10 protein-coding genes are annotated in these 13,179 nt (G+C 64.2%); 5 read left to right on the top strand and 5 right to left on the bottom strand.

What is annotated here, in order from left to right; all coding sequences use genetic code 11:
* Nucleotides 1–52: 52 nt before the first annotated feature.
* Complete coding sequence (locus PG897_RS03150; RefSeq protein ID WP_024941570.1) at nt 53–1,438, bottom strand: tryptophanase; 1,386 nt, start codon at nt 1,436–1,438, stop codon at nt 53–55.
* Between the two features lie 470 nt (nt 1,439–1,908).
* Between PG897_RS03150 and PG897_RS03145 the strand changes: the two genes are divergently transcribed.
* The 3 genes from PG897_RS03145 (at nt 1,909) to PG897_RS03135 (ending at nt 4,998) form a co-directional block, all read left to right on the top strand.
* Complete coding sequence (locus PG897_RS03145; RefSeq protein WP_080689380.1) at nt 1,909–2,073, top strand: DUF2256 domain-containing protein; 165 nt, start codon at nt 1,909–1,911, stop codon at nt 2,071–2,073.
* The gene (locus tag PG897_RS03140; RefSeq protein ID WP_024941571.1) at nt 2,073–3,593 is read left to right on the top strand and encodes a cryptochrome/photolyase family protein; all 1,521 of its coding nucleotides are present in this window, start codon (nt 2,073–2,075) and stop codon (nt 3,591–3,593) included. The genes PG897_RS03145 and PG897_RS03140 overlap by 1 nt, the downstream gene beginning before the upstream one ends.
* A 151-nt stretch (nt 3,594–3,744) precedes the next feature.
* The gene (locus PG897_RS03135; RefSeq protein WP_017765456.1) at nt 3,745–4,998 is read left to right on the top strand and encodes a D-amino acid dehydrogenase; all 1,254 of its coding nucleotides are present in this window, start codon (nt 3,745–3,747) and stop codon (nt 4,996–4,998) included.
* Between the two features lie 131 nt (nt 4,999–5,129).
* On the opposite strand, the gene PG897_RS03130 is transcribed toward PG897_RS03135, so the two are convergent.
* Complete coding sequence (locus tag PG897_RS03130) at nt 5,130–6,257, bottom strand: HPP family protein (RefSeq protein ID WP_201880827.1); 1,128 nt, start codon at nt 6,255–6,257, stop codon at nt 5,130–5,132.
* A gap of 284 nt (nt 6,258–6,541) precedes the next feature.
* On the opposite strand from PG897_RS03130, the gene PG897_RS03125 reads away from it, so the two are divergent.
* Nucleotides 6,542–7,663: a glycosyltransferase family 9 protein gene (locus PG897_RS03125; protein ID WP_017765458.1), complete on the top strand. Its 1,122-nt coding sequence runs from the start codon at nt 6,542–6,544 to the stop codon at nt 7,661–7,663.
* A 72-nt stretch (nt 7,664–7,735) separates the two neighbouring features.
* Here the strand turns inward: PG897_RS03125 and PG897_RS03120 are convergent, their stop codons facing one another.
* Both PG897_RS03120 and metE read right to left on the bottom strand, forming a co-directional pair.
* Nucleotides 7,736–8,401, bottom strand: coding sequence for a substrate-binding periplasmic protein (locus PG897_RS03120; protein ID WP_080629056.1), 666 nt, complete (start codon nt 8,399–8,401; stop codon nt 7,736–7,738).
* A 426-nt stretch (nt 8,402–8,827) separates the two neighbouring features.
* Nucleotides 8,828–11,092 carry a 5-methyltetrahydropteroyltriglutamate--homocysteine S-methyltransferase gene (gene metE, locus PG897_RS03115; RefSeq protein WP_201880825.1) on the bottom strand — a complete coding sequence of 755 codons (2,265 nt, stop codon included), beginning with the start codon at nt 11,090–11,092 and terminating at the stop codon, nt 8,828–8,830.
* A gap of 182 nt (nt 11,093–11,274) precedes the next feature.
* Here metE and PG897_RS03110 point away from each other — a divergent pair, with 182 nt between their 5' ends.
* A complete protein-coding gene (locus tag PG897_RS03110; protein WP_017765461.1) occupies nt 11,275–12,195 on the top strand; it encodes a LysR substrate-binding domain-containing protein in 921 nt (306 codons plus the stop codon).
* 164 nt (nt 12,196–12,359) lie between these two features.
* On the opposite strand, the gene PG897_RS03105 is transcribed toward PG897_RS03110, so the two are convergent.
* Nucleotides 12,360–13,166 (bottom strand): siderophore ferric iron reductase, encoded by an 807-nt coding sequence (locus PG897_RS03105; RefSeq protein ID WP_201880823.1) that lies wholly within the window; start codon nt 13,164–13,166, stop codon nt 12,360–12,362.
* Nucleotides 13,167–13,179 lie beyond the last annotated feature (13 nt).

Genomic DNA, 13,179 nt, shown 5'->3' with positions numbered 1-13,179 from the left:
TTGTTGAGCCTTGTGGTCAAGCCTGCTGGCTACGGCGCCGAAGTGCTGGCGATCAGATCGGCTTGAGCCGCGCGGTGAAGTGGCGCAGCAGCGGCGGCTCGTAGTCGAAGGTGAGCCCGCGAATGTCGCTGGCCCGCGCCTTGACCGCGATCAGGCAGTCGGCCACATAGTCCATGTGATCCCGGGTGTAGACCCGACGCGGAATGGTGAGTCGCAACAGCTCAAAGTCCGCCGCCTCCTGCTTGCCGGTGACGGGATCGCGCCCCAGCAGCAGGGAGCCTATCTCCACCCCGCGCACACCCCCTTCCAGATAGAGCTCGCAGGCGAGCGCATGGGCCGGGAACTGCTCGGCCGGAATATGGGGCAGCAGCTTCTTGGCGTCCACAAACACCGCATGACCGCCGGTGGGAGTCTGGATGGGGATGCCTGCCTCGGCCAGCCGTTCGCCCAGATAAGCCACCTGACTGATGCGATAGGTCAGATACTCTTCATCCATCCCCTCGCGCAGGCCGATGGCGAGCGCCGCCATGTCCCGCCCGGCAAGGCCGCCATAGGTGACAAACCCCTCCATCGCCACGCAGCGCACCTGCACCGCGCGAAACAGCTCGAGATCCTCTTTAAAGCAGCAGAGCCCGCCGATATTGACCAGCCCGTCCTTCTTGGCCGACATGGTGAAGATGTCCCCCAGCGCAAACATCTGGCGCACTATCTCCTGGATGCTGCACTTGGCATAGGCCGGGTCCCGCTCCTTGATAAACCAGGCGTTCTCGGCAAAACGGGCGGCATCGATCACCACCGGAATATAGTGGCGACGGGCCAGCTCGGCGACCGCCTCCATATTGGCCATGGAGACCGGCTGGCCACCGGCGCTGTTGCAGGTGACCGTGATGATGATGCCGGCCACGTTGTCGGCCCCCAGGGTTTCGATGGTGTCGCTCAGGCGAGGGAGATCAAAATCCCCCTTCCAAGCGTAGGGGGCCGTGGTGTCGAGGGCTTTCGGGGTGAGCAGGTTGATGGCCCGCGCGCCGGCCAACTCCACGTGGGCCTTGGTGGTGTCGAAGTGGTAGTTGGAGATAAAGACCGGCGCCTTGCCCTTGCAACGCTTGACCAGTTCGGGGAAGAGGATCTGCTCGGCCCCGCGCCCCTGGTGGGTGGGCATCACATGCTGGTAACCAAAGATCTCGCGCACCGTGCGCTCCAGCTCGACGAAGTTGCGGCTGCCCGCATAGGCCTCATCCCCCATCATGATGCCCGCCCACTGACGATCGGACATGGCACCTGTGCCACTGTCGGTCAGCAGATCGATGTAGACATCCTCGGCCAGCAGCAGGAAGGGGTTCCAGCCAGCGGCCTCGAGGGCGGCGCGGCGCTCGGCGCCAGTGGTCTGTTTGATGGGCTCGACCATCTTGATACGAAACGGTTCGGGTATACGACGCATAAAAGACTCCTCACCGGCGCAAGGCCAGTGTGTTTGAAATTGGAATTGGCAAAAAGACCGGTACGCTCAGGGTCGTCCGGCTGGCAAATTCAAACGGCGGGTGCAGCCAATCAGCGGTGAGGAAAGTCGAGGGTCAGAATGGGATCCCGGGTGTACCAGTGGGCGAGCAGGCAAGCTGCCCGGGGCGTAGCTGTCACGATTGGCATCACTCCCCTCCATGTCGGTTGTAACCAGTCGGTGGCCAATAAGATCCATTGATGGATGCTGCTAGCAGGCAGCCTCGCCAAGTTAACAACTGGTTGCCATGCAAACAATCCGAGTGTCAACGGGTTGTGCGTCTGCTCACAAAGCGCCCACTCAGCGGACTCGATACCGGCGACAGTGATCCCCCCTGTGCCCCGCTTCGTTAAGCTGTTATCCCGGTGACTTGATCCTGTTCACGCCGCTCCTTGCCAACCATCGGAAGTTCCATGCATCGCAAAACCCATCTGCCCGAGAAGATCTGCCCCGTCTGCCAGCGCCCCTTCAGCTGGCGGCGCAAGTGGGCACACAGCTGGGAGGAGGTTCGTTACTGCAGCGAGCGCTGTCGCCGCGCTCGTCACCGCAGTCATCAAGATAATGGGGAGCCAGCCTGATGGAAGTGCGCCTGGTGCTCGGCGATCAGCTGAACGCCGCACACAGCTGGTTTCGCACCCCGGATCCGGCGGTCTGCTACCTGATGGCGGAGCTGCGCCAGGAGACCGACTACTGCCGCCACCATCGCCAGAAGGTGCTGGCCTTCTTTGCCGCCATGCGCGCCTTCGCGGCGGCCCTCGGCAAGGCGGGCCATCGCATCTGTTACCTGACTCTCGATGAGAGCGCCCGCTGGCCCGACTTGCCCAGCTTGCTGGCTGCCCAGCTCGAAGCGCATCAGGCTGACAGCTTCGCCTGGCAGAGCCCGGATGAGTGGCGCCTCGCCAGCCAGCTGAAAAGCTGGGCGGCGGGCCTGACCATCCCTGCCACCGAGGTGGAGAGCGAGCATTTTCTCACCCCCCGCGATGGCTGGCAGCGCTACCCCCACAGCCGGATGGAGTTCTTCTACCGCGCCCTGCGCAAACAATACAGGGTGCTGCTCGATGAGCACGGCCAGCCCCTTGGCGGACACTGGAACTTCGATGCCGAGAACCGCGCCAGGCTGCCGGAGCGTCAGCCCATCCCGGCGCCCCTCACCTTTGCCAATGAGGTGAGCGACATCGATGCCATGCTGACCCGTCACGGCGTCAGCACCATCGGCGAGGCAGATGCCAGCAGACTGCCCTGGCCCATCAGCCGGCGCCAGAGTCGCGAGCTGCTGGCCCATTTTCTGGCCCACTGCCTGCCCCACTTTGGCCGCTATCAGGATGCCCTGAGCGAGCGGGGCTGGAGCCTGTTTCATAGCCGCCTGTCGTTTTCCCTCAACAGCAAGATGCTCCACCCCCTCGAGGTGATCCGCGCAGCCGAGGCCCACTGGCAGGCCAATCAGGCCACTATCACCCTGGCGCAGGTGGAGGGCTTTATTCGCCAGATCCTCGGCTGGCGCGAGTTCGTGCGCGCCCTCTACTGGGAGCAGATGCCCGACTATCAGCGCAGCAATTTTCTCGAGGCTGAGCGGCCGCTGCCCGGTTTTTTCTGGAGCGGCGAAACAAACATGGCCTGCGTGCGTCACGCCATTCGCCAGTCTCTGGATCACGCCTACGCCCACCATATCCAGCGGCTGATGGTGACCGGCAACTTTGCCCTGCTGGCGGGGATCCATCCTGACGAGGTGGATGCCTGGTATCTCGGTATCTATGTGGATGCCATCGAGTGGGTGGAGCTGCCCAACACCCGCGGCATGAGCCAGTTTGCCGATGGCGGCCTGATGGGCAGCAAGCCCTACACCAGCAGTGGCGCCTATCTCGAGCGGATGGGCCACTACTGCAAGGGGTGTCACTATCAGGTGAAGGCCCGCAGCGGCGACGGGAGTTGCCCCTTCAACAGCCTCTACTGGCATTTTTTATGGCGCAACCGGGACAAACTTGGCAGCAATCCTCGCCTCGCCCTGCCCTATGCCAACTGGGATGGCCAGGCCGCCGACCAGCAGCACGCCATCCTGGCGACGGCGGAGCAGTACCTGATCCGGCTGGAGCAGCTCTGACTGCCACATCTAATGCCAGCAAGTCCACAAATTTCAACATTGAAAACCAGTTAAATAATTGTAAATAGATATATATCCCAATTATATCTACACCAGTTGAATATCCTGTGGCGGCTGATTAATGTGAGGGCCCCAGTCAAGGAGAGACAAGATGGACATAGTGGTACTCGGTGGTGGCGTGGTCGGCGTGACTAGCGCCTGGTATCTGGCCAAGGCGGGTCACAAGGTGACCCTGCTGGAGCGGCGTGACGGGGTGGCCCTTGAAACCAGCCACGCCAATGCCGGCCAGATCTCCCCCGGTTACGCGGCCCCCTGGGCGGCTCCCGGCATTCCCCTCAAGGCCGCCAAGTGGCTGCTGCAAAAACACGCCCCCTTCACGGTGCGGCCGACCTCGGATCCCTTCCAGCTGCGCTGGATGCTGAAGATGTTTGCCAACTGCACCCCGGCGGCCTATGCGGTCAACAAGGGGCGCATGGTACGTCTGGCCGAATACAGCCGCGACTGCATGAAGCTGCTGCGCGACGAGTTGGCACTGGACTACGAGGGGCGCCAGCTCGGCACCCTGCAACTGTTCCGCAGTCAGGCCCAGCTCGATGCCAGCAAGCGCGACATCGAGGTGCTGGAAGAGTACGGTGTGCCCTATCAGTCCCTCGATGCCGATGGCTGTGAAGGGGCAGAGCCGGCGCTGGCCCGGGTACGCGGCAAGATAGTGGGCGGTCTGCGCCTGCCGGGGGACGAGACCGGCGACTGCTTCCGCTTCACCAAGGCCATGGCAGCAGAAGCGCAGCGACTGGGGGTCAAGTTCGTGTTCAACTGCGCCATCGACGAGATCGAGCTGGCGCAGGGACGCGCCGTGGCGGTGCGGGCCGGCGAGCAGCGCTTCAAGGCCGACGCCATCGTCTGTGCCCTTGGCAGCTATGCCACCGGCTTTCTGCGCCCGCTCGGGCTCGATCTGCCGGTCTACCCGGTCAAGGGCTACTCCCTCACCCTGCCGATGATCAACGCCGAGGCCGCGCCGCGCAGCACTGTGCTGGACGAAACCTACAAGGTGGCCATCACCCGTTTCGATGAGCGGATCCGGGTCGGAGGCATGGCGGAGCTGTCGGGCTACAACCTGGCCCTCAACCCGAAACGGCACGACACCCTGGCCATGGTGGTCGGTGATCTCTTCCCCGAGGGGGGCGACATCAGCCGCGCCGACTTCTGGACCGGACTGCGCCCCATGACGCCGGACGGCACCCCGCTGGTGGGCCCAAGCCCCATCCCCGGGCTCTGGCTCAACACCGGCCACGGCACCTTGGGCTGGACCATGGCGGCAGGCTCGGGCCAGTTGCTATGCGATCTCATCAGCGGCAGCGACACCGCCATCAGCGACGAAGGGCTCACCCTGGCCCGCTACGGCTGAGCCTTGTCCCCCGTCTCTCTTATCCCAACGAGGGAGTGCCTAGCACTCCCTCTTGTTTTGACCTTGTTCGGTTTGTTCAGCCATGCAGTGCCAAGGCACAGACAACAAAAAGGCCCCGCGAGGGGCCTTTCTTATGTACTGACCGGTACACCGGTTTCACCCTGCGCCGGGTGCAGCGCCAGGTTGAACAGCGCAGCGACCATGTCTGACTGGGTCAGGATCCCCACCAGCTGCTCGCCATCCACCACCGGCATGTGGTGCAGGCCGCCATCAGAGAAGGCACCCACCAGATCGTAGAGCTGCTGATCGTGGCGGGCGGTCGACAGCTTGCGGGTCATCAGGTCTGCGACCCGCAGCTCAGCCAGATCCGCGGCGCCCCGCGGCTGTTGCAGTACCCGGTCGATCATCAGGTCGTGCAGGGTGATGATGCCGGTCAGCCGACCGGCCTCGTCCACCACCGGCAGCGCCTTGACCTGATGGTGGGAGAGCAGTTGCCAGGCCGCCATGGCCGGCTGCTGCGCCGCTATCAGGATCAGATCCCGCGACATCACCTCCTGCACCCGCACCGTGCCCACCCTGGCCCGCAGGGCGTGCAGCTGGGCCTCCTGCAGCAGCGCCTGCAGATCCTGACGGCTGATGTCGAGCAGCTCGCCGTGCTTTTCCAGCGCAAAATCGATGTCCGCCGCCTGGGTCGCCACCCGCTCGCTCGGCTGGGGATCGGCGGTCTGATGGCGGTTGGGCCGGGCCTGACCGCTGTTGGGGTAACGGCGCCCCAGCAGCCGGTTGTAGCAGAGCGCCAGCAGCAGCAACAACAGCGAATTGAGCAGCACCGGCAGCAGCACATAGCCGACCCCGAGCTGGCGGATCCCCTCGCCACCGATGACAGCGGTCAAGGCCACGGCGCCGCCGGGCGGATGCAGGCTGCGGGTGAGCAACATGGCGGCGATGGCCAGCATCACGGCAAGAGCCGCAGCCAGCGCCGGATCCGCCACCAGGCTGGCACTCAGCACCCCCATCAGCGCCGACACCCCGTTGCCCACCAGGATGGACCAGGGTTGGGCCAGCGGGCTGGCCGGGGCGGCAAACAGCAGCACGGCGGAGGCCCCCATGGGGGCGATCAGCCAGTGGACCTCAAGCCCCAGCCCCCAGCGGCACAAGAGGGCGGTGCCCAACAGCCCGACGAAGGCGCCCAGGGCGCCGTAACAACTCTCTTTGAGACTGGTATTGGTGGATACCGGAAAGAAATCCCTGAACTGCATGGGGCTCCTGCGAGGATAACATTCATTTCAAATGCGCGATTTTAACGACATACCGCCGCCAAATGCCACCAGGAGGTGCGATCTACTCCGCTCAACCATCCCGCCCCAGTAAAACAGGAATCATACGGAAACACCCCTGTTCCATCCGAGCACTCTGAAACTGTGACTCAGCAACAAATTTTTACAAAAAATGGCGTCCCCCCCTCATTTTTATCTTTTCTTAACCTCGGCTTAAGAAATGTCGTGTCACCTTGAGGCCATATTCATGCACGGAGCCACTACTTATGAGCACTATCAGAGATGCCCTGCGCCGCTTCGACGGTCAGCGCCGCTGCTGGACCGCCGGGCTGGAGCGGGCAGCCCTCGCCTGGCTCGCGCGTCAAGGCCGACTGCCGGCAGCCAGCCAGCCTCCCCAGCGGATCCTGGTCATTCGCAGCACCTGCCGCATCGGCAACAACCTGTTTCTGCTGCCCTTCCTGCAAAAGGTACGCAGTGCCCACCCCCATGCCGAGATAGAGCTGGTGTGCATCGGCGGCCAGCTGCTCCCCTTCCTGGCCGATCTGCAGCTGCAGCGCATTCACCCGGTCAGGTTGCAGGGCAAGCGTCTGCTGGCCTCCCTGTCGGTGCTATGGCAGCTGCGCCGTCAGCATTACGATCGGGTCTATGTGCCCTTTGCCTCCAGCACCGATCACCTCATCGCCGGCTGGGTAAAGGCCCGCGAGAAGCTGGGCTTTGACGATGCCAAGGGGGATGCCCTGTTCCCCCAGCCCCTCACTCCCAACGATCACTGCCACTACGCCCACCAGCCGCTGCAACTGCTCGGCATGCACGGTCATCTCGCCGATCAGATTGAGCTCGGCAGCTTGTTGCACAGCGCCAGCCCACGGCTGCTGGCGCTCAGGCAGGACTACCCGGAACGGCCGCTCATCGGCTTTTTCACCGGTGCCCGCAAGGGCAAGGGGCTCTCCCTGCCCCAGTGGCAGCGGCTGCTCGGGGATCTGCGCCGCCACTATCCCGCCGCCCTGCTGATCCAGCTCGAGGATCCCGCCGATCCCCAGCCCCAGCTCGGCGACGTGCAGGTCTCCCTCTCCAGCCTGAGCGAGCTGGCCCGCTTTGCCGGCGGCCTCTCCCTCTTCGTCAGCGGCGACACCGGGCCATTGCACCTGGCCGCCGCCAGCGGCGTGCCCTGCCTCGGTCTCTTTACCCAGACCGATCCCGCCCGCTACGGCTGCCTCGGTGCCCAGCACCTCAATCTGGTGATCGGCGATCGCAATGCCATCCCCCTCGATCACCACTGGCTGGCCGGGGTCATGGCACGCACCCCGCTCAATCAGGAGAGGTTACCTGCGCCAACCCCGGCCCCTTGCTTGTCAGGTGCGCCCTTGCCAATCCCTGCTGCGGGCTGATCCAGCCTGCGCCCACACCGGCAGGGCGATTCAGCTCGTCCTGCCGTTCCATTCCTCTTTTCATCATCAGCGTCAACGATAGTGAGCCTCCATCTTGGCCAGCTCGCCACTTTGCCGCAATCGCGCCAAGATGCGAGTCAACTCGTCCACCCTGGCGGCGAAGGGGGATGAGTTGGCAATACAGAGGTGAAGCGGTGTCAGCTCCAGTTGCAGGGGGACTTCCGTGATCGTTCCCGCCAATCCCAGCTGAGCCAGCTTGAAGCGCGCCACCAGAGGATCCGTGATCATCAGATCCCCCCGACCGGCCGCCAGCAACTTGAAGACATTGTCCACATTGCTGGTGAGATGGACCTTGAAACCGACCAGGTTCTCCTTGCCCCAGCCATTGCCGATGTAGTCGAGAATGGTGAACGCCTTGAGATCGCTCAAGGCGCGGGCCTGGTTGAGACGAGCCAGGGCCGGATGCCCGGTTTGCGTGAACAGGGTCAAGGGTGAGAAGGCCACCGGGGCTTCGACCACCCGGGTATAGGCTCGCCGCTCCCGGGTCGGCACGGTGACGAAGCCGTCGGCTTGACCGGCACGGACCAGTTTCTGCGCCCGCAACCAGGGATATCCCTCATGATGCACCTGAACCCCAAGCTCGAGCCCTACCCTGTCCATCACATCCACCATGAGGCCGCGCATCTTGCCCTCCTCGTCACGCCATGAGTAGGGGGCAAAATCATCGAAATAGACCATGTTGAGCGAGGAGATGGCAACCGCCTGGGGAGATGCCGCCAACAACAGCCCCCATAAACACCCGAACCAGAGACCCGCTTTCATCATGTCAGCCCCGCCGTCATCACCCTGCCCTGAGCCTAGCGCAAGCGCATCGAATGCAAAAATGGGCGAGGCCTCGCCGGCGCAGGCGGGGTGATATCGTCAAGCTGCCACGCTTGCTGGTCGAGGATCCAGCCTTGCAAAACAGGGGGAACATGGCGGGGGGTTATGGGGGCTGCGTCCAGTATTCCGGGACCGACGTGCCACCCGGCCTGCCCGCGCCGTCATTGCTACAGCCCCTCCCCCGGCCAACATCAATGGCTGATCCGGCATAAAAAGAGAGGGAAGGCTTGCGCCTTCCCTCGTTCGTTATGCCCGTACTCTCTTGTTGTTTGCAGATGGTCTTCAGGCCAGCTCGGCACGCAGCGCCTTGGTGGCATCGACCATCACCTTGAGGGCGGCCTCGGTCTCTTCCCAGCCGCGGGTCTTGAGGCCGCAGTCCGGGTTGACCCACAGCCGCTCTGCCGGGATCTGCTTGGCCGCCTTGCGGATCAGATCCTCAATCCAGCCCTGGCTCGGCACGTTTGGCGAGTGGATGTCGTAGACGCCCGGGCCGATTTCGTTGGGGTAGTTGAAGCGCTCGAACGCTCCAAGCAGCTGCATCTGGCTACGGCTGGTCTCGATGGTGATGACGTCCGCATCGAGCGCCGCCACCGCCTCTATGATGAGGTTGAAGTCGCTGTAGCACATGTGGGTGTGGATCTGGGTGCTGTCCACTACCGGGCTCGCGCTCAGACGGAAGGCGCGCACCGCCCAGTCGAGATAGGCCTGGTGATCCTGTTTGCGCAGGGGCAGACCTTCACGGATCGCCGGTTCGTCGATCTGGATGATCTTGATGCCGGCGGCTTCCAGGTCTGCCACCTCGTCGCGAATGGCAAGGCCAATCTGCAGGGCTGACTGTTCGCGGCTCACGTCTTCGCGCGGGAAGGACCAGCAGAGGATGGTCACAGGGCCAGTCAGCATACCCTTGACCGGCTTGTCGGTCAGGCTCTGGGCAAACTGGGTCCACGCCAGGGTCATGGGGGTCGGCCGGTCGATGTCGCGGGTGATCACCGGCGGCTTGACGCAGCGGGAGCCATAGCTCTGTACCCAGCCGAAGCGGGTGATGGCAAAGCCATCCAGCAGCTCGCCGAAATACTCCACCATGTCGTTGCGCTCCGCTTCGCCGTGCACCAGCACGTCCAGTCCGATGGCCTCCTGGCGCAGGATGGCATCCTTGATCTGGGCCTGAATGCCCGCCTCGTAGGCACCATCGTCGATGCGGCCGGCCCGCCAATCCTGGCGCAGCACCCGAATTTCCGAGGTCTGCGGGAAGGAGCCGATGGTGGTGGTCGGCAGCAGCGGCAACTTGAGATCCGCGCGCTGTGCCTCGGCCCGCACCGGGTAGGCGCTGTGGCGCTCGAAATCGCTGTTGGTGAGGCTGGCGAGCCGTGACTGCACCGCCTTCTTGTGCACCCGGCTGTCGGACTCCCGATCCACGATGGGCTGGCTGTAGGCATTGATCTTGTCCAGCTCCCCGCCGTTGAGATGGTCGGCCAGCAGCCCCAGCTCGTAGCATTTTTGCAGGGCAAAGGCGAACCAGCTGCGGGTCTGGGCATCCAGCTCGTGCTCCAGGGTCAAATCCACCGGGCTGTGCAACAAGGAGCAGGAAGAACCGACCCAGAGCCGCTCGCCGAGCCTGGCCTTCAGTGCTTTCAGGGTCGGTACCAGCTTGGCCAGATTGGCACGCCAGACGTTGCGACCGTTGATGACCCCGGCCGAGATGACCCACTGGGCCGGCAGGTGCGGGACCAGGGTCTCCAGCTGCTCGGGCGCCGCCACCAGATCCAGGTGCAGGCCATCCACCTTCAGGCTGGTGATGATGTCGCGCTGATGGGCAACAGAGCCAAAATAGGTGGTGAGCAGCAGTTTGCAGGGACCAGCCAGACGCTCATAGGCATTGAGGTAGGCCAGCCGCCACTCGTCCGGCAAGTCCAGCGCCAGCGCCGGTTCGTCGATTTGTACCCACTCCACCCCCTGGGCGGCCAGTTTCGCCAGGATCTCCTGGTAGACGATGAGCAGGCGGTCGAGCAGTTCGAGACGGGAGAAGCCGCTCTCTTTCTCCTTGCCAAGCCACAGGTAGGAGACGGGCCCCAGCAGTACCGCCTTGACCGGCAGACCCAGCGCCTTGGCCTCTTCCACTTCGTCAAACAGCTGGCTCCAGCCCAGTTTGAAGCGCTGGTCGCGGCTGAACTCGGGCACCAGGTAGTGGTAGTTGGTGTTGAACCACTTGGTCATCTCGGCGGCGGCGGCGGCCGGACCGGTCGGCGCACGACCACGGGCGACCCGGAACAGGGTATCGAGATCGGTGTCGCCATGGCGGTGGCGGGCGGGGATGGCATCCACCAGCAGGCTGGTGCCAAGCACCTGATCGTACCAGGCGAAGTCACCCACCGGCAGCAGGGTCACACCAGCCTGTTGCTGGGCCTGCCAGTGACGCTCACGCAGGCTCTTGCCGGTGGCGATGAGTTCGGCCTGGCTGGTTTCGCCGCGCCAGTAAGATTCGAGGGCAAATTTCAGCTCGCGCTTGGCGCCGATACGGGGAAAGCCCAGGGTGTGTGCGCAGGTCATAGGTTCCATTCCTTATGCTCATTCATCTGATGGTGAACTGGATGATTTAGCCATCCAGATGTTTACACATCCAAAATGACAAGATAAGGTGGCGTTGGCTATTGAATCCTTTTCAACTGGCTCTCAAGAAATTCTCAAGGCGGGCAACAAACCGCCGCCCAGGCATAACAAGGAGGGATACCATGGCGGTGTCAAACAACCCGGGGATCGACATCAAGCACCTGAAAACGGTGAGCGCGCTGGCCGAGCAGGGCTCGCTGGCCGGGGCGGCGCTCTGCCTTAACCTCACCCAGTCCGCCCTCTCCCACCAGCTCAAGGAGCTGGAGACCCGCCTCAACCTGGAGCTCTATCTGCGCAAGAGCCGGCCGCTGGTGCTGACCGCGGCCGGCAACCAGCTGCTGGGGCTGGCCCGCCAGGTGCTGCCGGCGCTGGCCCAGACCGAGAAACAGCTGCAGGCCCTGCACAGCGGCGACGCCGGTCGCCTGCACCTGGCGCTCGATTGCCACAGCTGCATCCAGTGGCTGCTGCCGCTGTTGCCAGATTTTCGCCGTCAGTGGCCGGGGGTTGACCTGGAAGTGGAGTCTGTGCCGGGCTTTGATGCCATCAGCGCCCTGCTCGGCGGCCAGCTCGACCTGCTGCTCACCTCGGACGTGCAGGCGCGCGGCGATCTCCACTTCGAGCCGCTGTTCGCCTTCGAGCTGGTGCTGGTGATGGCGCCGGACCACCCCCTCTGTGGGCAGCAGACCATCAAGCCTGAGGATCTGCGCCCCGAGGTGCTGCTGGTCTACCCGGTGGAGCGGGCGCGGATGGACGTGTTCAGCCGCTTCCTGCAGCCGGCCGGCATCGAGCCCGCCCGCTGCAAGCCGGTGGACAACACCTCAGTGATGCTGCAGATGGCCGCCGCCGGCCTGGGCGTCGCCGCCCTGCCGCGCTGGGCCTGCGAGGAATTCGTGCGGCAGGGCTTGCTCGAAGCCAGGCCGCTGGGGGGCGGAGTCCGCCGTCATATGTATGGCGCGGTGCGCGCCGCCGACCGGGATCAAGCCTGTCTGCAGAGCCTGTTTGAACGTATTCGCAGCAAGATGGGCGACGTAAAAACGCAGTAACTTGTAAGAGCAGGGGGCCGCACCGACCGGGATCAAGCCTGTCTGCAAAGCCTGTTCGAGTGCATTCGTATCAAGATAGGCGACGTAAGAGCGCAGTCATCCACACTGCAAAGCGCAGTAAAAAGCCGCCAGAGGGCGGCTTGTCATCACGCAGGACTTCTTATTCAAGCCCCCTCTTCACAGCTCACCGCCCCCTGCCGCCGAGGGCAGTTTGCGCACAGCTCACCATCGCGGCGCTTGTAGTGCAGGCAGCAGCGCTGGCGCACGTAACCGACCAAGCCGGCCGCTGGCGGCCAGGGCGCCGGCTGCCAGCCCGCCAGATGTTCGGTCGGCAGACCGCAGGCGGCAAGCCAGTGCGGCGCATGGGCCGCCACCTCGGCGGGGCTTATCTCGTCAAAGAACGCGGGCACCCGCACCAGCGCCGCCAGCAGATCGTCCGCCAAGAGCGGCCGCACGAAACCGGGCCGCAGCCGCTGCACCTGCCCGAGCGCTGTGAACAGCGCCTGCCAATGGGCCTGCAGCCGCTCACCCGCCACCTTGATCAAGAGCTCCAGCTCCCCCTTGATCATGGGCTCGGCCGGCAGGGTAAAGCCCGATACCAGCCCATCCTGATAACCCTGGCCCAGCCTCTCCAGCGCCGGCACGGCCCGCAGCCGATAGACGGCCACCATGGCCAGATAGATGGATTGCCAGCAGAGCATGCCCCAGCTGCGGGTGAGCCAGTAGGCGGGGCCCGCCTCCGGATGGGCCAGTCGCCAATACTCGTGCAGCGTAGCCGCCACCTCGGCCGGCGTGGCCTGCTTGGTCGTCGTCAACAGCGCCTCAGCCTCGCCGGCAGCCACCAGCCGCCCCTTGAGGGACGGGATAAGCCCGGCGGCGGCAGCAAACAGGGCGCCGTGATCCGCCAGCGCCTGCAGATCCGGCTCACGCCGCCCCCCCGGGCTGCGGGCACGACGGCCGGCGCCGGTCATGGGGTGAGAGAGT

It is taken from the genome of Aeromonas sp. QDB20 (assembly GCF_027707805.1).
Taxonomy (GTDB): Bacteria; Pseudomonadota; Gammaproteobacteria; order Enterobacterales; family Aeromonadaceae; genus Aeromonas; species Aeromonas dhakensis.
The sequence above is the reverse complement of the archived record's forward strand: the minus strand, read 5'-3'. Positions and strand labels throughout refer to the sequence as shown.

Excerpts from the sequence above, each read along its gene's own strand:
- PG897_RS03120 (WP_080629056.1), bottom strand. The coding sequence starts at position 8,401 with ATGGTCTATTTCGATGATTTTGCCCCCTACTCATGGCGTGACGAGGAG.
- PG897_RS03135 (WP_017765456.1), top strand. The coding sequence starts at position 3,745 with ATGGACATAGTGGTACTCGGTGGTGGCGTGGTCGGCGTGACTAGCGCC.
- PG897_RS03150 (WP_024941570.1), bottom strand. The coding sequence starts at position 1,438 with ATGCGTCGTATACCCGAACCGTTTCGTATCAAGATGGTCGAGCCCATC.
- PG897_RS03110 (WP_017765461.1), top strand. The coding sequence starts at position 11,275 with ATGGCGGTGTCAAACAACCCGGGGATCGACATCAAGCACCTGAAAACG.
- PG897_RS03130 (WP_201880827.1), bottom strand. The coding sequence starts at position 6,257 with ATGCAGTTCAGGGATTTCTTTCCGGTATCCACCAATACCAGTCTCAAA.
- PG897_RS03145 (WP_080689380.1), top strand. The coding sequence starts at position 1,909 with ATGCATCGCAAAACCCATCTGCCCGAGAAGATCTGCCCCGTCTGCCAG.
- PG897_RS03125 (WP_017765458.1), top strand. The coding sequence starts at position 6,542 with ATGAGCACTATCAGAGATGCCCTGCGCCGCTTCGACGGTCAGCGCCGC.
- metE (WP_201880825.1), bottom strand. The coding sequence starts at position 11,092 with ATGACCTGCGCACACACCCTGGGCTTTCCCCGTATCGGCGCCAAGCGC.
- PG897_RS03105 (WP_201880823.1), bottom strand. The coding sequence starts at position 13,166 with ATGACCGGCGCCGGCCGTCGTGCCCGCAGCCCGGGGGGGCGGCGTGAG.
- PG897_RS03140 (WP_024941571.1), top strand. The coding sequence starts at position 2,073 with ATGGAAGTGCGCCTGGTGCTCGGCGATCAGCTGAACGCCGCACACAGC.